We start from the raw sequence: 21,659 nt of genomic DNA, 5'->3' as shown, positions 1-21,659 counted from the left end.
GGGATTAAGACCGGCGCAAAGGAAGGATAACTCTTGGCACAGCCCGCGCCACTGGACTGCATCGTCGTCGGCGCCGGCGCCGCCGGCCTGACCTGCGCCATTTACCTGGCGCGCTTTCGGCGCCGCGTGATCGTCATCGACTCCGGCGCCAGCCGCCTGCTGACGATTCCGACGTCACACAACTATCCGGGCTTTGCCGGCGGCATTCACGGCGGCGACATCCTGCAGCGGCTGCGCGCGCAGGCCGCGCACTATGGCACCAACGTCGTCACCGGCGTGGCCGAGCGCATCGAGCGGCGCGACGATGGCTGCTTTGCGGTGGCAAGCGAGCGCAGCCGATGGCACGCGCGCACGGTCGTGCTGGCCACCGGCGTGCAGGATGTCGAGCCCGGCCTGCCGGACGTCAGGCGCGCCGTGGCCCAGGGCTGCGTGCGCTACTGCCCGATCTGCGACGGCTACGAAGCGATCGACAAGAAAGTCGCGGTGCTCGGGCGCGACACGAGCGGGCTGGCCGAAGCGCTGTTCCTGAACCACTTCACACGCGACGTGAGCCTGTTCGCCCTGCGCGGCGAACTGCGCATGAGCGACGAGGAACGCGTGCGGCTGGCGCGCTCCTCGGTGCGCTCGGTACCGCACGCGGTGACGCGCCTGACGTTCGACGAGCGCGGCGCAATGACGGTATGGCTCGACAACGGCCGGCTCGAACACTTCGACATGGTGTATGCGGCGCTGGGCACGCTGGTCAACTCGGGACTGGCGCAGACGCTCGGCGCGCGCTGCACCGACAACGGCGAACTGCTGGTCGACGATCACCAGCAGACCTCGGTGGATGGGCTGTACGCCGCCGGCGACGTCGTCGCCGGGCTCAACCAGATCACGGTCGCGATGGGACAGGCGGCGATCGCCGCCACGGCGGTGCACAACCGGCTGCGCGGCTGAAAAGCTCTGACGTTTTTACAAGGCAGAGAACACGAAGTCGGTGACCAGCACTTCCTGCACCTTGTCGGTGTGAAGCCGGGCATTGCTCTCGTTGCGCAGCGCCTCCTGCCACGCCTTCAGGCCGTTGGGCGCCAGCAGCCGCTTAGGATCGGCATCGTTCAGGCGCTCGCGAGCGAGTTCTTCGAGCACGCGCCTGGTTTGCTGCGCCCAGTCGCTGTCGGCCGCGCTGGTCTTGAGCGACAGGGTCGCGGCCATGCTGTAATCGTCGTTGCTGACGGCGACTTCCAGCGGCGGTGAATACGCGACCTGGCCGCGCAGGCGCTCCATGTGCTGGCGGTACCACCAGGCGCCGGCATAGCCGGCGACCAGCACGAACGAGACGAAAAGCAGGGAATAGACAATCAGGTTGTTGTCGCGTGCAACTTTGCTGGACATGAAAATACTGCGGAAGCGATACGGAGGAATGACGGTGAAGGTGAAGGCGAAGCCATGTCGTGCCGGGCACGAACCGTCATTCTACCGTGCCGCCGGCGGGCACGGCACTGGTTAGTGCGCCTTGTCCTGCTGCACCAGAATCCACGGCTTGACCACCACCGTCCACAACGCCATGTCGGCGTCGAGCCAGGCGCCGGCCTGTTCGTCGCTGACCTTGCCAAGGCGCCCCTCGCCCATCCAGCGCGCCACGGCGTCCTTGTCGTCGTTGGCGATGGACATCGCCACTTCCACCAGGTCCAGCCCGGTGCCCACCGCGATCACGGTGCCCGCCGCGAAGAAGCGCTGCAGCTCCTTCCACTGGAAGCGTGCGGTTTCGCCATTGATTTTGGCGCGCAGTAAGTCTTGGTCGGTATCGCTCATGGCATCAATAATGCGGTGGTCGTTCATGCGCGGGGCCGCGTTCGCTGGCCGCTTCGCGCAAATCCTTCACGTGCCGCGCCAGCGCCGTGCACAGCGCTTCGAGCTCGTCGATCTTCTTTTGCTGCCGGTAGACCGTCTGGTTCAGGGTCTCGACCAGGTCGTCCTGGCGCGCCAGCTTGATTTCGATGTCGATCAGACGCTCGTCGGTGGTCACGTTCGCTGCTCCTCGTCAGATGGGGGATGGCAAGGCACGAGAGCATGGACCAGGCGCCGGGCAATGTCAACCGGAGGGCGCCGAACGACAACGGGGCTCGCGCACGAGCCCCGTTTGTCAAACGTTTTCCGGCCCGAAGCCGGGCGCGCTCAGAACGTGTGGCGCATGCCGACGCTGAACTGCTTGGTGGTGGACGGCGTGACGTTTTCGCGGTCGATGTGGTTGAACAGGGTGTACAGCGTGGTGCGCTTGGACAGCGCGTGCGTGTAGCCCAGCGCCCACTGCTTGACGTCCTGGTTGGTCGCCAGGCGGTCGTCGCGCTTCATGTAGGACGCCAGCACGGTGCCGGCGCCGCCGACCGGAGCGGATGCGCCCAGCATCCAGTCGCGGTTGTCGAGGTTGTCGGCGCCGGTGGCCGGATTGCCCTTGTCCCAGGCGTAGCCGGCGTGCAGGGTCGCAGGGCCGAAGTTGTAGGTGCCGCCCAACAGGGTGGTCTTGGCCGAGCCTGCGTCCGTCTGGGCAGGAGCGGTGCCAGCCGTCAGGTTCTGGTTGTGGTAAGCCAGGACCGCGGTGAGCGGGCCGTTGGCGTAAGTACCGGACAAGCCCAGCTGACGGCCGATGGAGGTGCCGGTGGCGTTCTCGCCGAAGCTGTAGGCCAGTTGGCCAGTAAAGCCGCCGAAGTTGGCGCTGGTGTAGTTGATGGTGTTGTCGGCGCGTTCGTCATACAGGCTGAACACATTCTTGGCCCAGCTGCCCATGGCAAGGCGGAACGGGTCGATGCCTTCGACCGCGACACGGATCGGGTTGTACTGGCGACCGAGCTTGACGGCGCCGAATCCGCCCTGCAAGCCGACGAAGGCTTGGCGGCCGAACAGGCGGCCTTGGGCTTGCTGGCCGTCATCGATGGTGAAGCCGTTTTCCAGCGTGAAGATGGCGGACAAGCCACCGCCGAGGTCTTCGCTGCCCTTGAAGCCCAGGCGACTGCCCGACAGCTGACCGCTGTCGACGGCCCAGGTCTTGGAATCAGTTGCTTTACCGTTATCCTTGTAGCTGATGGCGGCGTCGGCCACGCCATAGACGGTAATGTTGGTCTGTGCGGAAGCGGCGCCTGCGAAGGCAGCCAGCACGGCGAGGGAGACGAGCGATTTTTTCATTGTTTGAAGTTCCATGTGAGTTAAACCAGGAAGGAGCAGGCGCCGGCCGGATTTTTCGCGGAAGCCGGCCGCCACTTGCGCACACTCGACATCAAGTGTCTTTCGCGTATTTACTTTCCAATAAGGAAAACAAATCGAGGAGGACTTTACCTAGCGAACATGACAATCTGATGACCTTGGGAAATGGTCGTCAATGTGTTGTAATGGCACGACAACGTTGCGCCATGCCATGAGAAAAAGCCCGTGCGCCTTGCGGCGACGGGCGAAAAAGCCACCCTTGGGATAATTGTGACTGCCGGCATATTGCCTTGAGCAAATGACATCACGATGACACGGCGGCCAAGGATGGGGCGATGAACGAAATGCACACGCCGCCGTCAACATCATGCATATCGGACACGAGGCCCACCGATGAGATCCACCAAAGCCAGCGCCGCCGTCACCCGGCTCAACACGCGCGACACCGAGTACCGCTATTCGCTGGGGATGACCGCCAGCGGGTTCTTTTACCTGTTGCGCGCGGCGCCCGGCGGCGCGCCGGAAAAGATCAGCGGCGACCTGACGCTGGAGGAATTCGTGGAATTCGCGAACAAGACCGGTCCGCAGAAGAAGGTCAGGGTCAGCAAGCTCGATGCCGCGTTCGAAAAGCAGCTGGGGAATGCGAAAGGCGCGAAATAGCGGGCGATTGCGCGGCCGAGTGGCTGCTATTGCGCGCGCGACGCGCTGCGCTCGATGACGCGCGCAAACTGTTCGAATACCGACGGATCGAACTTGCTGCTGACTTCGGTGTGCATCACCGCGAGAATTTCATCATGCGTGCGCTTGTGGTGATAGACGCGCGACGACGCCATCGCGTCGTAGCTGTCGGCCACCGACAGGATGCGCGACATCAGCGGGATCTCTTGCCGCGCCAAGCCGTCCGGATAACCGCTGCCGTCGAAGTGCTCATGGTGATGCCGCACTACCGCGCCGATCGCGCCGGCGTCCGGCAGCAGCGTGGCGCGCAGGATGCGCTCGCCGCGGGCCGGGTGGGTTTTCATGATTTCCCATTCCTCGGGCGTAAAGCCGCCCGGCTTGCGCAGTACGTGGTCCGGAATGCCGATCTTGCCGATGTCGTGGAAGGACGCGCTCACCGCCAGCATCCCCAGCTCGCTCCTGGAAAGGTCGCAGGCGGCGCCCAGTTCCATGGACAAGGCAATGACGCGGTCGCAATGCAGGCTGGTGTACGGATCGCGCTCATGCAGCGCGACCGCGAGCGCCTCGGTATAGCGGCGCGATGCGCTGAAATCGGACAGATCGTGCATTGCTCCCTTTCGAATACGTCTCGTTGACCCTTCATGCCAGATCGGCAGGCATGGGCCGTCGGACTTTCTTGATTAAGAGAATTCTACCCGGATCACCGCATTGCGTGCAGGCATCAAGTATGCGCGGGGAACGCGCTCAGGAACCGGCCGCTGTCATCGGCGGCACGCTGTCTTCCGCCGGCAACGCGACAGGTTGCGCCGGCGGCGGCGCATCGGCATGCTCGGCCGCTCCCGCTTCGGGTTCCTGCGCCGCAGGCGCATCGTCCAGGGGGCGCAATTCGGTCGTTCCGCTATCCGCGAGCGCCTCCGCGACGGCCGGCGGCGCATCCGGGTCCGCGCCGGACAGGGCCAGCTTCACCTTCTCGGCCAGGCCCTTCTTCTGCGCCATCTCGCTGATGAGCTTGAGCCTTTCCTCGTCAAACACGAAGGCGTTCTGCGACAGCGAGCCGGACGCGAGCTTGTAATGCAGCGTGAAGGCGGCCATGGGGTCGGCGCCGAGCGCTTCCATGCGGTCGAACGCCCATTTGTCGGCCATGTAGAAACCGGTGCCGGCGACCCACGAAATCCCGGACAGGCTGTCCTTGAAGATGGCGGCGGCCTTGACCGAGTTGATCGCGATGTCCTGCGCCTGCTGCCGCAGCAGCTTTTGCGCGGCGTTGATCGCGCTTTGCCGCGCGTCGTCCGCCACCTGCTGGGCCAGCGCCTTGGCCGCCGCCTGCGCTGCGGCCTGGGCGGCGGCATTGCCGGCCGCGCTGGCGGCGCTGTTGGCGGCAGCGTTGGCCGCCGCATTGGCCGCCTGGGCGGCGGCGCCCACGCTGCCGACGACGCTGGCGATGCTGGCGATCGTCATGCCGGTCTTCACCGCCTTCAGGCCGTAGTGATACACCTTCATGCGCGCGCCGGCCTCTTCCGACAGCCCCTGCGTCCACAGCACGGCCCACAAGGCTTCGTCCGGCGTCAGCTTGGGCGAGAAGGCCGAGAGCGGATGGGTCGACTGCAGCCAGTGGTAATCCTGCGCCGGCCCGCCTTCCGGAGCCGCGATCTGGAAATGGCCGCGGCAGACCTCGACCGGCGCGATTTTGACCACGCGCATATCCGACAGCTTCAGCTCGAACGGGCGCCCGCTGTCGCGCCGGTCGATCAGCTCGACCAGCATCTTCTGGGTATTCTCGCGCTTATAGCCGTGGACTTCCTCGATCTTGTCGCCCACCGCGAGACCCGATTCGGGGGCGGCCGCAATCACCGACAATCGCTCGTCGACCGCCAGGCCGCGCACCCAGGCGATCTTCTTTTCGCGCGGCAGATCGTAGGAAGTCGCCACCACGAACGGCAGCTCCCATTGCTTGTCGCAATCCTTGTCGTTGAGCTGTGCGGTCTTGACGACGGCCGCCCGGGTGGCCTGATGGCCCTGGCCGTAGGTGCGGATGGCGGCGAGCAGCTGTGCATCGACCGGACTGCCGTCGTCCACCGTGTACTTCGGCCCGGCGCAACCGGACATGATCGCAATCGCGGCGGCGATGCCGGCAATGCGCAAAGGGGCAAGGCGAACAGGAGAGCCGGGCATGGGAAGCTTTCTTGTTGTGACGGTTGGCGATGGGACATCCCGATTTGAAACAGGATGTAACAGGAAGTATATTTCCGGTTTGCATCATTGCCAATCACCAACTTACAAAAGGCCCGCTGCCAGCATGCTGGCCCGGCGCCTTACGCCGCCTTCGGCCTGGACAGCAGCGCCTTCAGGTTCGCCAGCCGATCCTGCGGCGTCATGACTTCCTCTTCCTTCGGCAGCGCGTCGCCCTCGTCGAGCTTCATTTCCTTGATGAAGCGCGACACGTCGCAATTGATGCTCTCCCGCGCGCGCTTCCGGCGCTTGCACCAGGTGATGTGCAGGCTGCGCTGCGCGCGCGTGATGCCGACGTACATCAGGCGCCGCTCTTCCTCGATGCGCGCGGCCAGCGTCTCGGGTGGCGCGTCGGGGTCGCCCTTGTGCGGCAGGATGCCCTCTTCCACGCCGACCAGGAACACGTGCGGGTATTCCAGGCCCTTGGACGCATGCAGCGTCGACATGCGCACCGCGTCGGGTTCTTCGTCGCGGCCTTCGAGCATGGTCATCAAGGCCACCATCTGCGTGAGCTCCAGCAAGCTCTTTTCCTCGGCGGTGCCATCCTTGCCGCCGGTGCCTTTTTCCTTCAGCCAGGTGGTGAAGTCGAGCACGTTCTGCCACTTGCTCTGCGCCTGGCGGTCGTCGAAGGTATCGTACAGGTAGTACTCGTAATTAATCTCCTTCATCATCTCGTCGAGCAGCTCGGCGGCGTTTTCGCCGCGCTTGGAGGCGCGCGCCTCCAGCCCGTTGATGAAGTTGCAGAATTCGCGCAAGGGAGTGAGCTGGCGGTCGGCCAGTTTCGCTTCGATGCCGCCCTTGAACACCGCCTCGAACAGCGAGCATTGCCACTGGCCGGCGAAGGCGCCCAGCGCTTCCAGCGTCGACTGGCCGACGCCGCGCTTGGGCGTGGTCACCGCGCGGATGAAGGCGGGATCGTCGTCGCTGTTGGCGACTAAGCGCAGGTAGGACACGATGTCCTTGATCTCGGCGCGGTCGAAGAAGCTCTGGCCGCCGGAGATCGTGTACGGGATGCGTTCCTTGCGCAGCGCCTGCTCGATGACGCGCGCCTGGTGGTTGCCGCGATAGAGGATCGCGTAATCGGAAAACTTGCTGCGCCGCTCGAACTTGTGCGCGGAAATCATGATCGCGACTTGCTCGGCTTCCTGCTCGTCGTCCTGCATCGCCATCACCTTGATCGGCTCGCCCAGGCCATGCTCGGACCACAGCTGCTTTTCGAACAGCTTCGGGTTGTTGCCGATCACGGCGTTGGCCGCCTGCAGGATGCGCGTGGTGGAGCGGTAGTTCTGCTCCAGCTTGATCACCTTCAGGTCGGGGAAATCGACCTGCAGCTGCTTGAGGTTTTCGATGGTCGCGCCGCGCCAGGCGTAGATCGCCTGGTCGTCGTCGCCCACGGCGGTAAACATCGGCTTCTTGCCGACACCGGTGACCATGAGCTTGACCAGCTCGTACTGGCAGGTGTTGGTGTCCTGGTATTCGTCGACCAGCAGGTAACGCAGCTTGCGCTGCCAGCGGTCGCGCACTTCTTCGTTCTGGCGGAACAGCTCGACCGGCAGACGGATCAGGTCGTCGAAGTCGACCGCCTGGTAGGACGACAGCGTGGCAACGTAGTTGCGGTAGATGCGCGCGGCTTCCGCCTGCTCTTCGGTGACGGCCAGCTTCACTGCGGTGTCGGGGTCGACCAGCGCGTTCTTCCACAGCGACATCTCGTTCTGGATGCGGCGGATCAGCTGCTTGTCGGTCGTCATGGCCAAGTCCTGCACCAGCGAGAAGCAGTCGTCGCTGTCCATGATCGAAAAGCGGTCCTTCAGGCCGAGTTCCTTCGCTTCGCGCCGCAGGATCTGCATGCCGAGCGAATGGAAGGTACAGACGGTGAGGTGCTTGGCTTCCTTCGGATTCTTGAGGAGCTTGGCGATACGCTCCTGCATTTCGTGCGCGGCCTTGTTGGTGAAAGTGACCGCAGCGATGTTGCGTGCTTCGTAACCGCAGTTTTCGATCAGGTGCGCGATCTTGGTGGTGATCACGCGCGTCTTGCCGGAGCCGGCGCCGGCCAGCACCAGGCATGGCCCCTCCATGTACAGGACCGCTTCGCCCTGCGGACGATTCATTCCATGTGTAGCGTGATGCGGAGCGTGGGACATATGGAAAACCGGAGAAGCAAAAGCGAGCCATTGTAGCAGCGCAACGCCGCACGGACCGGAGAGTTGCAAGTCCGCTACGGGAATAAATCGCTTGCCGTTGAATGCGCTGTGCTGAAGCAGCGGCAGATTGTCATTGCGATATTATTAGTCGGCCGTATAATAATTCCATGGCCCGCCCCTCCCAAAACATCGACCAGCGCCTGCTGCAGGCCGGCTTCGAACTGCTGCCTGAATCCGGCTGCCGCGGCCTATCGGCGCGCAAGCTGGCCGAGCACGCGGGGGTGAACCTCGGGATGTTCCACTACCACTTCCGCAGCAAGGACAACTTCATCCGCACGCTGCTCGCGCAAATGTACGAACAGATGTTTTCCGAGCTGGTGCTCCAGTCGCATGCGAGCGAGGCGCCGCTGCAGAATTTGCGCAATGCCTTGCGCGTGCTGGCCCACTTCGGCCGCACGCACCAGCCTCTGTTGCAGCGTATCTTCGCCGATGCGCTGGCCGGGGAACGCATCGCCGCCGAATTCCTGCAGACCAACGTGCCGCGCCATGTGCGCATCCTGGCCGGGTTGATCGGCGATGCGCAGCGCAGCGGGCACCTCGTGCAGGCGCCGCTGCCGCAGCTGGTCGCCTTTCTCGGCGGCGCGGTGATGGCTCCCCTGCTGCTGGGCGCGGCGGCGCGCAATGCGGGCATGCTGCCGCCCGGCGCAAACGGCATCGTGCAGCGCGAAGTGTTGTCGAAAAAGGCGGTGGAGCAGCGCATCGAATTCGCGCTGCGCGGCCTGTCCAATCCAGATCGGAGCACCGCATGAAAGCAGTACACATTCTATGGATCGCGGCACTGCTGGCAGGCTGTGCGGAAAAAGCCGCCGACTACTTTCCCGGCTACGCGGAAGCGGAATACGTGCGGCTGGCGACGCCGATTGCGGGCACCCTGGTGAAGCTGCATGTCAATCGCGGCGACCGCGTGCAACAGAACGCGCCAGCCTTCGTGCTGGAGCAGGAAAGCGAGCGCGCCGCGCGCGAGGAAGCCGCGTTCCGCGTGCAGCGCGCGCAGGCGCAACTGGCCAACCTCAGGAAGGGCAAGCGGCCGGATGAAATCGCGGCGGTGCGCGCGCAGCTGGAGCAGGCGCAGGCCGCACTGCAGCTGTCGACGCGCAACCTGGCCCGCGTCAAGAAGCTGGTGGCCGACAAATTCCTCTCGCCGGCGGCGCTGGACGAGGCGCGCAGCGCCTATGAGCGCGACCAGGGGCGCGCCGGCGAGCTGCAGTCGCAATTGCGCGTTGCGCAGCTGGGCGCGCGCAGCGACGAGATCGACGCCGCGCAAAAGGACCTGAAGGCAGCCGAAGCGCAGCTGGCGCAGGCCGACTGGCGGCTGGAACAAAAGACGCAGCGCATCCCGGTCGCTGGCGAGGTGAGCGACACGCTGTACCGCGAGGGCGAATTCGTGCCAGCCGGCAGCCCCGTCGTCAGCCTGCTGCCGCCGCAAAACATCAAGCTGCGCTTTTTCGTGCCGGAGCCGGCGCTGGGCGCGCTTAAGCTCGGGCAAGACGTGGTGGTGCGCTGCGACGGCTGCCAGTCCGCCATTGCGGCGAAGATCAGCTATCTGTCGAGCACGCCGGAATACACCTCGCCGCTCATCTACAGCAAGGAAACCCGGGCGACGCTGGTGTTCATGATCGAGGCGCGCCCGGCGGCAAACCAGGCGCAGGCGCTGCATCCGGGCCAGCCGGTGGAAATCCGGCTGGCGAACGCGAAGACGGGCAAGTGATGGACAGCGCGCAAGCCATCATCGATGTGCGCGGCTTGACCAAGCGCTACGGCGAGCGCATCGTGGTCGACCATGTCGACATGCGGGTCGAGCGCGGCCGCATCTACGGCTTTCTCGGGCCTAACGGCAGCGGCAAGACCACCACCATCCGCATGCTGTGCGGCCTCCTGACGCCGGACGACGGCAGCGGCACCTGCCTCGGCCACGACATCCGCACCGAGTCGCGCCAGATCAAGCCCAAGGTCGGCTACATGACGCAGCGCTTCGGGCTGTACGACGATCTCTCCATCGAGGAAAACCTCGACTTTGTCGCGCGCGTGTACGGGGTGCCCGAGCGCGGCGGCAAGGTGGACGCGACGCTGCAGCAGCTGGGGCTGGCCAGCCGCCGCACGCAGCTGGCGGGCGCGCTGTCCGGCGGCTGGAAGCAGCGCCTGGCGCTGGCCGCGTGCCTGCTGCACGAGCCGCAATTGCTGCTGCTCGACGAGCCGACCGCCGGCGTCGATCCGAAGGCGCGGCGCGAGTTCTGGGACCATTTGCACGAGCTGGCGGCGAAGGGCTTGACCGTGCTGGTGTCGACGCACTACATGGACGAGGCGGAGCGCTGCCACCGGCTCGCGTACATCGCCTACGGCAAGCTGCTGGCGCAGGGCACGGCCGAGGAACTGATCGCGCAGGCGGGGCTGGCCACGGTCGAGATCAGCGGGCCGCAACTGGCGCAAGTGGCGCAAGCACTGCGCGCCGATGCGGCGATCAATGCCGCGTCATTCGGCGCCACGCTGCATGCGAGCAGCACTTCTCAGCAGGCGCTCGATGCGGCGCTGGCGCCCTACCGCGACAGCGGCCTGCAAATCACGCCGGTGGCCACTAACCTGGAAGACGTGTTCATTGCGCTGATGCGGCAGTCGGAGGATAACTACGCATGAACTGGTCGCGCCTGCTCGCCATCCTGATCAAGGAATTCCGCCAGATCCGGCGCGACCGGCTGACGTTCGCCATGATGGTCGGGGTACCGATCATGCAGCTGATCCTGTTCGGCTACGCGATCAACACCGATCCCAAGCACCTGCCGCTGGCGGTGGTCTCCGCCGATCACAGCGAGTTTTCGCGCAGCCTGGTGGCGAGCCTGGAGAATTCGTCCTATTTCCGCGTCACCGCGCGACCTGCCAGCGAAGCCGAAGGCGACCGCCTGCTCGACCAGGGCCGCGTGCAATTCCTCTTGGTGATACCGCCCGATTTCTCGCGCCAGATCCTGCGCGGCGAGCATCCGGCGGTACTGCTGGCGGCCGACGCCACCGATCCGGCCGCGTCCGGCAATGCGCTGGCGACGATCAATGCCATCAGCCGGCAGGTGATCGCGCACAATCCGGTCGGGCCGGTGGCCGCGTCGCAGCAGGACACGCCGTTCGACATCCGCGCGCAACGGCGCTACAACCCGGAGGGCGTGTCGCGCTACAACATCGTGCCCGGCCTGATCGGCGTGATCCTGACCATGACGATGGTGATGATGACGGCGCTGGCGATGACGCGCGAGCGAGAGCGCGGCACCATGGAAAACCTGCTGGCGACGCCGGTGCGGCCGCTGGAAGTCATGGTCGGCAAGATCCTGCCCTACATCCTGATCGGCTACGTGCAGACTGCCGTGATACTGATTGCGGCCTGGCTGCTGTTCGACGTGCCGATGTTCGGCAGCCTGGCGCTATTGTCGGCGGCGCTGGTGGTCTACATGGCCGCCAATCTTGCCGTTGGATTCACCTTTTCCACCATCGCCAAGAACCAGATGCAGGCGATGCAGCTGACCTTCTTCTTTTTCCTGCCGTCGATGCTGCTGTCGGGCTTCATGTTCCCGTTTCGCGGCATGCCGGAATGGGCGCAGGCGATCGGCGAATTCCTGCCGCTAACGCACTTTTTGCGCATCGTGCGCGGCATCATGTTGAAGGGGAACGGCGCGGTGGAGATCGCGCCGCAAGTGTGGCCGATCGCGCTGTTCATGCTGGCGGCCGGCCTGATCGCGCTGCGGCGGTACCGGCAGACGCTGGACTGAACTGTGCCTGCACCGCCATCCCGGCCATCGGGCCGGAACGGCGGCGCGCCTGGCGTTTAGGCTACGTTGTCTTCCACCATCGGCGCGGTGGAGCCCGCCTGCACGGTGATGCGCGTGCGCTTGGCCAGCGGCTCGGCAGGTTTCGTGCCGTCGCTGTTCAAGGGCTTGACCTTGTTGAACAGGACGGTGAACGCGGTGGGGGTAATGGTCGCCACCGCATAGCCCTGCGCATTGTGGTCGGTATAGGCAAAATCCGGATTATTGGCGCGCATGACCTGGTCGAAGATTTCCGGCGTTGCGACCAAGGGGGCCAGCGGCGTGCTGCCCGCGCCATCCCTGAGGTAGGTGTAGAACGACGAGCTGCTGATGCCGGCGGTGACGAAGTCGACCACGACCGGCGTGCCGGCTGCGGGATCGGGATTGTCGCGGATCACGCCGCACTGGAAGGCATGCAGATCGCCGGTGATCGCCACCACGTTGCCGATGTTCTCCGTCTTCAGGTACGACATCAGCTCGGCGCGGTGCGCCGGGTAGCCGTCCCAGCCGTCGGCGTTGACGATGTAGAGCTGGTTGTACGGCGCCGGCGCTTGGCTGCGCAGGTCGAGCCACATGCGGTTGAGCGTGACTTCGTTGCCCCACACCTTCCACGCGGCGCCGGAATTCTTCAGCGTGTCCTTCCACCACTGCGCCTGCGTGGTGCCGAGGATGCTGGGCGCGCGCTGCATGGCCGCAGTCTTCTGCGCCTCGATCTGCGCCAGCAGCGGCTGCGGCACGAAATAGCGGCTGCCGATCGAATCGTTGCCGTTGATCGGATCGTGGCCGACCATCGATGCGTACAACGCTTCGCTGACGATATGGTCGTCGCGGTACAGGCGCTCGTCGGTCATCACCAGGTGCATCAGCTTGCCGAACTTGAAGTCGCGGTAGATGCGGATATTGTCGTAGGCTTCGTTGGCCAGGTCGAACGACACGTCGCCCCAGTCGATCGGCATGTATTCGGCCCAGGCCTGGCTGGCGGCGCGGCGGCGCGCGGTCTGCTGCTTGTTTTCGTTGGAATAGGTCTGGTGGTCGCGCCAGCAGTCGTCGGAAAACTCGTGGTCGTCCCAGATCGCGATCATCGCGAACTTGCGGTGCAGCTCCTGCAGGCGCTTGTCGCCGCGGTAGGTGCGGTACAGCGTGCGGTAATCCTCGACGCTGGTGGCGCAAACGCCGCGCGGTGGCAGCGCCTGCCCGTCGGGCAGCATGATCTGCTGGTGCGCGGGCTCGGCGGCGCCTGTCTGGAACGACGCGCCGACCGTCTCGTAGATGTAGTCGCCCAGGTGCACCAGGAAATCGACCTCTTCCTCGGCCAGCATTTCCATCGCCGCCCAGTGGTTGACGCTCCAGTCCTGGCAGGTCAGCCAGGCAAAGCGCAGCGCCTGCACGTCGGCGCCGGCGGCCGGAGCGGTGCGGGTCTGGCCGATCGGGCTGGCGTCCTTGCCGCACACGAAGCGGTAGAAGTAGCGCGTGTCCGGCTTGAGGTTGGTGACCTTGGCGCGCACCGTGTAATCGTAGGTGTCGGCGGCGCTCAGCTTGACCGAGGCGACCAGCTTTTCGAAGCCGGCGTTGGTCGCCACCTGCAGCTCCAGGTCGAGCGCGTTGATCGGAAAGCCCGCATCCTTTGCCGCTTGCGGATTGGTGAGCACGCAGCGCGTCCAGAACACGATGCTGCTCTCCTTCGGATCGCCGCTGGCCACGCCGAGCGGGAAATCGAACGTCCCCTTCGGCAGGTTGGCGAACAGGCCGCCGCAGGCGGTGAGCGTGCCGCCGGCGGCGGCCGCGACCGTGAAATAGGCCGCGCCTTTCAGAAAACTTCTTCTATCCATGTTGTCTCTCTCCCTTTTTAATTCATGAAGCGCCTAACAGCATGCCGCTCGATGTTCGTGCCGCCTTGACCTGGCTCTTGGACCCTTCATATCGGCTCGCCTTGTCAGCGAAATTCCGTTAGGCGCTCGAAAGAACGGCATCCGTCAGTGCATGCGCGGATAGCCGGTGATCTTCTGGATTTCCTTGTACAGCGGCTGCAGCCGCGCATACATTTGCCGGTACACGCGACGGTACAAGTCGTCGTAGATTTTCCGGTGGTGCGGCTGCGGCTCGAACACGCGTCCCACGCGCGTCATCGCGGCGATCGCGCTGCCGAAATCCGCATGCAGCTTCAGACCGACGGCGGCGTCGATGGCCGCGCCCAGGCCCGAGGTTTCATATAGATGCGGGCGCGCGGTGGGCAAGCCGAAGATATCGGCGGTGAGCTGCATCGCCGCGTCGCTTTGCGAGCCGCCGCCGGACACGCGCAATTCGGTGATCGGCACGCCGCTGCGCTGTTCGATGCGCTCTTTGCCCTCGCGCAGCGCGTAGGCAAGGCCTTCCAGGATGGCGCGGTAAAAATGGGCGCGGGTGTGCACGTCGCCGAAGCCGATCACCGCACCCTTCGCTTCCGGCCCCGGCACCTTGATGCCGGGCGTCCAGTACGGCTGCAGCATCAGGCCCATCGAGCCGGGCGGCACCGAATTGACCAGCTCGTCGAACAGTTCTTCCGGCGCCACCCCCTGCTGCGACGCGACGCTCTTTTCCAGGTGGCCGAACTGTTCCTTGAACCAGTTCACCATCCAGTAGCCGCGGAAGATCTGCACCTCGGTGCTGTAGGCGCCGGGCACGGCGGCCGGATACGGCGGAATGAAGGGCGTGACTTCGACGTATTTCTTGCTGGTGGTGTTGATGGTGGCGGTGGTGCCGTAGGACAGGCAGCCCACGTGCGGCGCGATGCAGCCGGCGCCGATCACTTCGCAAGCCTTGTCGGCGGCGGCCGCCACCAGCGGCGTGCCGGCGGGAATGCCGGTGGCGGCGGCGGCAGCCGGCGTGATCTCGCCGATGATGCTGCCGGGCGCAGCCAATTCCGGCAGCATGTGGCGCTCGACCGGCAGCCCCTGCCATTTCCAGTCGAAGCTGCCGGCCCATTTCAGGCCCTTGTAGTCGAACGGGATGTAGCCGACCTGCGAGCCGATGGAATCGATGAAGTCGCCGCACAGGCGGTAATTCAGGTAGCCCGACAAGAGCAGGTACTTGTCGGTCCTGGCCCAGATCTCGGGCTGGTGCGCCTTGATCCAGTTGGCTTCGGCCTCGCCGCTGAAGAACCGGATCGTGTCGCTCACGCGCGCCAGCTTGAACGCGGCGCGCCACAGCGCATTGATGGGGGGGACCTGGTCGGTGCGGCGCTGGTCGAGCCAGACGATGGCCGGGCGCAGCGGGCGCCCTTGCTTGTCGAGGTTGATGACGGTGCCGCGCTGGGTGGTGACGGCCACGCCGGCGATCGCGCTTTTCGGAATATCGCTTTGCGCCCACAGCCGCTGGCAGGCGGTGCACAGCGCCTGCCAGTAGCCTTCGGCGTCGTGCTCGGCCCAGCCGGGCTGCTCCGAAAAGTAGGCCTCCAGGTGCACCTGCGACTTGGCGACGATGTGGCCGCGCAGGTCGAACAGCAGCGCGCGCACGCTTTGCGTGCCGTTGTCGATGGCCAGGATATATTCTTTGGACATGTTCTCCTCCGCCCGGCCGTCACGCGGCCTGTTGGGATGCCGGCGCGCCCTCTTCCGGCACGCTGTAATGCTTTTGCCATAACGCCAGATAGGCCGCGAGCTCGGCGTTCCAGCGCGCGTCGTCCCACTTCAGCGCGGGCTGGCAGATGGCGCGTATCTTCGGCAGCAGCTCGGCGCCGCCGTGGCGCAGCTGCAGGCCCAGCCGCGTGCGCCGCAGCAGCAGGTCTTCCAGGTGCTGCACCGCTTCCATGCGCGCGGCCCAGCGCAGCTCGGCATAGAGCGTGTCGGTGCCGGCGATCGCCTCCAGTTCTCCCTCGCGCGCGTCGGCCACCAGCATGCCGGCATAGCAGCCGTAGCGCCCGGCCAGCCGGCGGCGCTGGAAGGTGTTCAGTTGCGGCCGCCACGCCAGCGCCGGCGCCGGACGGAAGATCGGACGCGGCCGGCGGTCGAGCTGCCAGCCGCGCAGCATGGGCTCGGCGTGCTTGAGCGCATCCTGCGCGATCAGGCGGAAGGTGGTGAGCTTGCCGCCGGTGACGGTCAGCAGCCCGTCTTCCAGCCACACCGCGTGGTCGCGCCCTTCCTTGGACGGATCGGCCTTGCCGCTGTCGATCACCGGGCGCACGCCGGCATAGGTGGCGATGATGTCCTCGCGCGTGATGCCCAGCTGCGGGAACTGGAAATCGAGCGCGGCCAGCAGGTAGCTCACTTCCCCGGGCGTGATCGCGGCCTCGCAGCGCAGGTCGGCGCGATGGTCCACATCGGTGGTGCCGACCAGGGTGACGCCCTCCCACGGGAACGCGAACACCGGACGCCCGTCCTGCGGATGCATCAGGCTGACCGCCTGCGCCACCGGCAGGCGCCAGGCGGGCAGCACCAGGTGACTGCCGCGCAGGGGCCGCAGCTTGTGGCCTTTGTGGACGGCGCCGCGCATGGCATCGGCCCAGGCGCCGGTGGCACTGATGACGACCTTCGCTTGCACCGCATGCATTTCTCCGCTCGCCGCATCCTGCAATTCGACGCCGCAGACTTGACCATTGCGGCGGATCAGCTGGCGCGCGGCCATGTAGTTGATCGCGCTGCCGCCGCAGGCAAGCGCTTCCTGCAGCACGCGCAGCACCAGTCGCGCGTCGTCGGTCTTGGCGTCCAGATAGCACATGCCGCCGTCGAGACCTTCGGTAGCGATGTGCGGTGCGAGCATGGCGAACTCGTCGGGCGCAAAGTAATGCCGCATGCGCTGGCCGGCCATCAGGTCGTACAGCGCCAGCCCCAGTTCGAACATGCGCCGCCCCGGTTTCCTGCCGCGGTAATCGGCGAACGCGAAGCTTTGCGGCTCGACCAGGCCGGCCGCTTCCTGCAGCAGCTTTTGCCGCTCGCGCACCGAGTCGCGCGTGAGCAGGAGCTTGCCTTCCTTGAGGTAGCGCAGCCCGCCGTGCACCAGCTTCGAAGAACGGCTCGACGTGCCCCAGGCGAAGTCGCGCTGCTCCACCAGCAGCGCGCGCAAGCCGTTGCGCGCCGCTTCCAGCAAGATGCCGGCGCCGGTGATGCCGCCGCCGATGATGACGATGTCCCATTTGCACGCGTCGAGCGCCGCGCATGCCTGCTCGCGCCAGTTGGTCTGCCACATGATCAGGCCGCCAACAGTTTGCCTGGATTCATCATCCCGTTCGGATCGAAATGGCGGCACAGCTCGCGCATCGCCCCCATCCCCAGCGTCCCCTTTTCCGCCGCCAGGTAGGGCGCGTGATCGACGCCCACGCCGTGCTGGTGGCTGATGGTGCCGCCGGTGGCGACGATGGCCTCGCACACTGCGCCTTTCAGCGCCTGCCAGCGCGCCAGGTCGGCCTCGTAGCTGCCGGCCAGGCGGTAGGCGAAGGTGGTGTAGACGCTCGCGCCCTGGGCATAGATGTGCGACAAGTGAGTGTAGACGTGCACCCGCTCGCCACAGGCGGCAAACGCGTCGCGCGCGGCTTGCTCGACCGCCTGCATCATCGCGCCCACGCGCGGCCAGTCGACGGCGGTCTCGACCGTGTCGACCGCGTAGCCCTGCTGCCATAGCGCGTTGCGCAGGTAGACGTTGCGAAAGCGATTGTGCTTCCATTTCTTGCCGATCGCCTGGCCCGCGTGCACGCCGTGAAAGCGCCGCGCCACGGCCAACGCCTGGCCGATGGCGGCGGCCACGCCGCCGGCGTCGCCGGACGCGCCCAGCAGCAGCATGCATTTCTGGTTGCGGCAGCCGCGCCAGCCGAGATAGCCCTGCAGCAGGTCGAGCAGCCTGCTCTTGCCGGCCATGGCGAGCATGGTCTGCGTCTCGACCGGGTTGGACAGGCGCAGCATCGACAGCGGCAGCCTGGCTTGCGCGATCGCGCGCACCGCGTCCTCGGCGGCGGCCCAAGTCGGGAAGAACACCGCGTGAAACGCTTCGCGCTGCGGCAGCGGTGAAATGCGCACGGTCGCTTCGGTGAGGATGCCGATGCGCCCTTCCGAGCCGAGCACGATTTCGCGCAGGTCGGTGCCGGCGGCCGACGCCGGAAAGCTCGGGATGGTCAGCGTGCCGCGCGGCGTCTCGATCTTTCCGCCGGCGAATAGTTGCTCGATGCGGCCATAGCGCAGCGACTGCTGGCCCGACGAGCGGGTCACGATCCAGCCGCCCAGCGTCGAATATTCGAACGATTGCGGGAAGTGGCCGAGCGTGTAGCCGTGCGCGCGCAATTGCGCTTCCAGGTCTGGCCCGGCCACGCCAGCGCCGAAGCTCGCCAGCTGCGCCTGCCGGTCGAGGTCGAGCAGGCGCGACAGGCGCGCCAGGCTGATGGTAAGCACCGGCTTGTCCGTCTGCGGCGCGCCCAGGTGGCCGACCACGCTGGTGCCGCCGCCATAGGGAATGACGAGCGCATCCTCCTGCCGGGCCCAGGCCAGCAGCTCGCGCACCTGTTCGCCGCTTTCCGGGAAGGCGACGCCGTCCGGTACACGCTCGACTTTTCCGTAACGCAATTTCAGCCAGTCGGGCAGGCTTTGCCCGAGCGCATGGCGCAGCCGCGCTTCCGGCGTCGTGTCGATGCCGCGCCGCGCCGTCAGCCGGCTCGGCGCCACGGAGCGGCAGGCCTGCGCCAGCGTGGCGTCGGCCGGCGGCGTGCCGGCGCCGATCCGGTCGCGCAGGAAGGCGAGCATGTCGTCGTTGAGGGGATAGTCGATGGCGTCGTCGCCCCAGCCGTTCCAGCGTCTCATCGTGAATTCCTTACTTGTTATACTGCATCGATATTTGACAAAATCTTAACGAGCGGCCGCGGCCGTGTATTGCGCATTCATGACAGCCCACTTGTCCGATCATGCCAACTCCACCCCTTAGCCGCTCCTGCGGCCGTGTCGCCGGCACCTACCTGCAACCGCTGATCGAGGCGGCGGCCGCGCGCGGCATGAGCGAGCGCATGCTGGAACAGGCGGCGGGACTGCCGGCGGGAACGCTGGCGCCCCTGCCGGAATCGCTGGCGGCGACCGATTACGTGCGGCTGCTCGACCTCGGCGCGCAACTGGCGAACGATCCGCAGTTCGGGCTGCACGTGGGCGAGCGGGTCAAGCTGGGCACCTACAACGTCTACGGGCTGATCCTGTTGAGCTGCCGCGATTTCGGCCAGGCGCTGCAGCAGACCATGCGCTACGAGGCGCTGGCGCACGACCTGGGGCGCTCGGAAATATCGGTCGAGGGCAACAACGCCGAATACCGCTGGCACAGCGCCTTTCCGCGCGCCTCGCGCCACCTCGCCGACAGCGTGTTTACCGGCATCCGCGTCTTCGGCAACTGGCTGGCCGGGCAGGCTTTACCACCGGTACATGTTTCGTTTGCCCATGAAGCGCCGCAGGACCGCAGCGAATACCTGCGCATCTTCGGCCCCGACGTGCACTTCGGCGCGCCCGCGCATGTGGCGCGCTTCGATGCCGCCCTGCTGTCCTGGCCGGTGCCCAATGCCGACGTTAGCCTGTACCCGGTGCTGCAGCAGCACGCGGAACGCTTGCTCAAGGAAAAGCAGCGGGCCGAGCGGGAAGGCGGCATCGTCGCGCAGGTGCGCGCGGCGATCGTCGGCAACCTGGAGCAGGACCGCGTGCGCCTGCCGACGATTGCGCAAGAACTCCACATCACGCCGCGCACGCTGCAGCGCAAGCTGACCGATGCCGGCATCGGCTTCCAGCAGTTGCTGGACCAGACCCGGCACGAGCTGGCGCTGGAGTACCTGAAACAGAAAAACCTGAGCATCGCGGAAATCGCCTTCCTGCTCGGCTACCAGGAGCAAAGCTCGTTCAACCACGCCTTCAAGGATTGGACCGGCATGAATCCCGGCGCTTACCGCGCCTTCCAGGAACAGGGCGGCAACTAGTTGCATTGCCGCGCGCATCCGGCGCACGCCTCCCTGCCGGCTGCGCTTTGCGCAAGCGCAGGAACGGCGCAGGCAACCGGAACCGCCCCCCGCCGCACCCAGTCCCACGCGATATTCATTCAATAAGAAGCGTGGCACGTCGCCGCCCCTCTCCCCCAACGGAGCTGACCGGAGACGTTGGAGAGCTCATGAGCGCGAGACACCGCATTCTTCTGGTCGACGACAATCCGGCATATCGCGCCCTCATGGAACGCGAGCTGCAGCGGGAATTCTCCGGCCTGCAGGTGCAGCATGTCGTGGACGCGGATAGCCTGGCCGGCGCGCTGGCTGCGGGCCGCGCCGATGCCGCCGTCATCGATGCGCGCACGTACTGGTCGAGTGGGCTGGACATCTTGCTGGCGATCAAGACCAGCCAGCCGGCATGCGCCGTCATCATGTTCGCTGCCGACGGCGATGCCGGACTCGCGGTCGCCGCCATGAAAGAGGGCCTCGACGATTATCTGGTCAGGCCCGCCTGGCCAGGAAGCCTGGCGCCACTGCGGCACGCGCTGCGCGACTGCCTGGCCCGCGCGCAGCAGCGTCAGGCAGCCCCGCGCGAGGTTACCGAGACGGACGTCGCCAGAAAGCTGCATCTGCTGGCCGAGGCGCAACGCGTGGCCCACATCGGCAGCTGGGAGCTGGACCTCGGCAGCGACACGCTTGCCTGGTCGGACGAGCATTACCGCATCCTGGGCCTGGAGCCGGGCGCAATCCGCCCGACCTATGAACGCTTCCTGCGCTTCATCCACCCCGACGACGTGCAGTTCGTGCGCGACACGATCGCGGCCAAAGTGGCAAAACAGGGCAACTACGACATCGAATGCCGCATCATCCGTGCCGACGGGCGCGAGCGGCACGTGCGTTCGCGCGCCGAAGTGGTCAGCGGCGACGACGGCCGCCCGGCCCGCCTGATGGGCATCCTGCAAGACATCACCGAGCACAAGCAGTACGAAACCGCGCTGCAACGCAGCGAGCGGCAGCTGCGCGCTGCGCTAGCCGAGCGCCGCCAGCTGTCGCAGGACTTGCATGACAATATCCTGCAGGCCATTTGCGCCGTCAGCTTTAGCCTGGAGCACAGTCAGCGCCTGATCGCGGAAGGCCAGGCGCACAGCGCGGCGCGCGAACTGTCCTGGGAAATCGCCACCCTGCGCAACATCATGCGCGATATCCGCCACTTCATCCGCGGACAGGAACCCCTGCTGCTGAGCGCGTCGCAGCTGAAGGCCGAACTGGCGGAGCTGGCACGCATGATCGAAACCCGCAGGCTCGGGCGCTTTTCCATCGATGTCGACCCGGCGGCGGCTTCGCAGCTGATGCCGGACGAGGCGCGCCAGGTGTTGAACATCGCGCGCGAAGCGATGAGCAACAGCGCGCGCCATGCCCATGCGACCTGCGGCACGGTGTCGCTGCGCGCGCAGGACGAGAGCATCCGCTTCGAGCTGCGCGACGACGGCGTCGGCTTCGACGTGCAGCGCATCGCCCACCGCGGCGAGGGCTTGAAAAACATCGCGGCGCGCGCGCGCCAGATCGGGGCCCAGATCGAGGTGCTGTCCCAGCCCGGCCACGGCACGCGCGTCGTGCTCGACCTGCCGCTCTTGGCGCGCGGCCGGCGCAACGGGCGCGACCGGCGCCGCAACGATTAAA

General features: G+C 66.0%; 19 protein-coding genes. 8 read left to right on the top strand and 11 right to left on the bottom strand.

Annotated features, from left to right (window positions below; translation table 11 throughout):
• Positions 1 to 33: 33 nt before the first annotated feature.
• Positions 34 to 939, top strand: a complete 906-nt coding sequence (locus FAY22_RS19045; RefSeq protein WP_146332117.1) for an NAD(P)/FAD-dependent oxidoreductase — start codon at positions 34 to 36, stop codon at positions 937 to 939.
• 15 nt (positions 940 to 954) lie between these two features.
• Here the strand turns inward: FAY22_RS19045 and FAY22_RS19040 are convergent, their stop codons facing one another.
• The 4 genes from FAY22_RS19040 to FAY22_RS19025 form a co-directional block, all read right to left on the bottom strand.
• A complete protein-coding gene (locus FAY22_RS19040) occupies positions 955 to 1,374 on the bottom strand; it encodes a hypothetical protein (RefSeq protein ID WP_146332115.1) in 420 nt (139 codons plus the stop codon).
• Positions 1,375 to 1,485: 111 nt separating this feature from the next.
• Entirely contained in the window at positions 1,486 to 1,821 is a 336-nt protein-coding gene (locus FAY22_RS19035; RefSeq protein ID WP_246860570.1) for a DUF2288 domain-containing protein, read from the bottom strand.
• On the bottom strand, positions 1,799 to 2,008 hold the full coding sequence (locus FAY22_RS19030; RefSeq protein WP_146332113.1) for a SlyX family protein: 210 nt from the start codon (positions 2,006 to 2,008) through the stop codon (positions 1,799 to 1,801). The genes FAY22_RS19035 and FAY22_RS19030 overlap by 23 nt, the downstream gene beginning before the upstream one ends.
• A gap of 149 nt (positions 2,009 to 2,157) precedes the next feature.
• Positions 2,158 to 3,162, bottom strand: a complete 1,005-nt coding sequence (locus FAY22_RS19025; RefSeq protein ID WP_168204883.1) for a porin — start codon at positions 3,160 to 3,162, stop codon at positions 2,158 to 2,160.
• Positions 3,163 to 3,573: 411 nt separating this feature from the next.
• Between FAY22_RS19025 and FAY22_RS19020 the strand changes: the two genes are divergently transcribed.
• Positions 3,574 to 3,840 carry a hypothetical protein gene (locus FAY22_RS19020; RefSeq protein ID WP_146332109.1) on the top strand — a complete coding sequence of 89 codons (267 nt, stop codon included), beginning with the start codon at positions 3,574 to 3,576 and terminating at the stop codon, positions 3,838 to 3,840.
• A gap of 26 nt (positions 3,841 to 3,866) precedes the next feature.
• On the opposite strand, the gene FAY22_RS19015 is transcribed toward FAY22_RS19020, so the two are convergent.
• The 3 genes from FAY22_RS19015 to FAY22_RS19005 form a co-directional block, all read right to left on the bottom strand.
• On the bottom strand, positions 3,867 to 4,466 hold the full coding sequence (locus FAY22_RS19015) for an HD-GYP domain-containing protein (protein ID WP_146332107.1): 600 nt from the start codon (positions 4,464 to 4,466) through the stop codon (positions 3,867 to 3,869).
• A 136-nt stretch (positions 4,467 to 4,602) separates the two neighbouring features.
• Positions 4,603 to 6,030 (bottom strand): hypothetical protein, encoded by a 1,428-nt coding sequence (locus FAY22_RS19010; RefSeq protein ID WP_146332105.1) that lies wholly within the window; start codon positions 6,028 to 6,030, stop codon positions 4,603 to 4,605.
• A 140-nt stretch (positions 6,031 to 6,170) separates the two neighbouring features.
• Positions 6,171 to 8,195 (bottom strand): UvrD-helicase domain-containing protein, encoded by a 2,025-nt coding sequence (locus tag FAY22_RS19005; RefSeq protein WP_371417312.1) that lies wholly within the window; start codon positions 8,193 to 8,195, stop codon positions 6,171 to 6,173.
• 200 nt (positions 8,196 to 8,395) lie between these two features.
• Between FAY22_RS19005 and FAY22_RS19000 the strand changes: the two genes are divergently transcribed.
• Genes FAY22_RS19000 through FAY22_RS18985 form a run of 4 tightly spaced genes read left to right on the top strand, consistent with a single transcriptional unit; the run spans position 8,396 to position 12,037 of the window.
• Positions 8,396 to 9,037, top strand: a complete 642-nt coding sequence (locus FAY22_RS19000; protein WP_146332101.1) for a TetR/AcrR family transcriptional regulator — start codon at positions 8,396 to 8,398, stop codon at positions 9,035 to 9,037.
• Positions 9,034 to 9,996, top strand: coding sequence for an HlyD family secretion protein (locus FAY22_RS18995; protein ID WP_146332098.1), 963 nt, complete (start codon positions 9,034 to 9,036; stop codon positions 9,994 to 9,996). The genes FAY22_RS19000 and FAY22_RS18995 overlap by 4 nt, the downstream gene beginning before the upstream one ends.
• Positions 9,996 to 10,919, top strand: a complete 924-nt coding sequence (locus FAY22_RS18990) for an ABC transporter ATP-binding protein (protein WP_146332096.1) — start codon at positions 9,996 to 9,998, stop codon at positions 10,917 to 10,919. The genes FAY22_RS18995 and FAY22_RS18990 overlap by 1 nt, the downstream gene beginning before the upstream one ends.
• Positions 10,916 to 12,037, top strand: a complete 1,122-nt coding sequence (locus FAY22_RS18985) for an ABC transporter permease (protein ID WP_146332094.1) — start codon at positions 10,916 to 10,918, stop codon at positions 12,035 to 12,037. Before FAY22_RS18990 ends, FAY22_RS18985 begins: the two co-directional genes overlap by 4 nt.
• A gap of 56 nt (positions 12,038 to 12,093) precedes the next feature.
• Here the strand turns inward: FAY22_RS18985 and FAY22_RS18980 are convergent, their stop codons facing one another.
• The 4 genes from FAY22_RS18980 to FAY22_RS18965 all read right to left on the bottom strand — a co-directional run bounded on the left by FAY22_RS18980 (position 12,094) and on the right by FAY22_RS18965 (position 18,831).
• Positions 12,094 to 13,902, bottom strand: coding sequence for an alkaline phosphatase (locus tag FAY22_RS18980; protein WP_146332092.1), 1,809 nt, complete (start codon positions 13,900 to 13,902; stop codon positions 12,094 to 12,096).
• Between the two features lie 144 nt (positions 13,903 to 14,046).
• Entirely contained in the window at positions 14,047 to 15,609 is a 1,563-nt protein-coding gene (locus FAY22_RS18975; protein ID WP_146332089.1) for an FGGY-family carbohydrate kinase, read from the bottom strand.
• 19 nt (positions 15,610 to 15,628) lie between these two features.
• Complete coding sequence (locus FAY22_RS18970; protein ID WP_146332087.1) at positions 15,629 to 17,233, bottom strand: glycerol-3-phosphate dehydrogenase/oxidase; 1,605 nt, start codon at positions 17,231 to 17,233, stop codon at positions 15,629 to 15,631.
• A gap of 2 nt (positions 17,234 to 17,235) precedes the next feature.
• Positions 17,236 to 18,831, bottom strand: a complete 1,596-nt coding sequence (locus FAY22_RS18965; protein ID WP_146332085.1) for an FAD-binding oxidoreductase — start codon at positions 18,829 to 18,831, stop codon at positions 17,236 to 17,238.
• Between the two features lie 101 nt (positions 18,832 to 18,932).
• Here FAY22_RS18965 and FAY22_RS18960 point away from each other — a divergent pair, with 101 nt between their 5' ends.
• The gene (locus FAY22_RS18960) at positions 18,933 to 19,976 is read left to right on the top strand and encodes an AraC family transcriptional regulator (protein ID WP_146332083.1); all 1,044 of its coding nucleotides are present in this window, start codon (positions 18,933 to 18,935) and stop codon (positions 19,974 to 19,976) included.
• Positions 19,977 to 20,164: 188 nt separating this feature from the next.
• Positions 20,165 to 21,658 carry a PAS domain-containing protein gene (locus FAY22_RS18955; protein ID WP_146332081.1) on the top strand — a complete coding sequence of 498 codons (1,494 nt, stop codon included), beginning with the start codon at positions 20,165 to 20,167 and terminating at the stop codon, positions 21,656 to 21,658.
• Position 21,659: the final 1 nt, after the last annotated feature.

Origin of the sequence: Noviherbaspirillum sp. UKPF54 (genome assembly GCF_007874125.1) — a bacterium.
In the GTDB taxonomy this organism is placed as follows: Bacteria; Pseudomonadota; Gammaproteobacteria; order Burkholderiales; family Burkholderiaceae_D; genus Noviherbaspirillum.
Note: the sequence above shows the minus strand (reverse complement) of the source record. Positions and strands in the feature narration are given on the sequence as shown.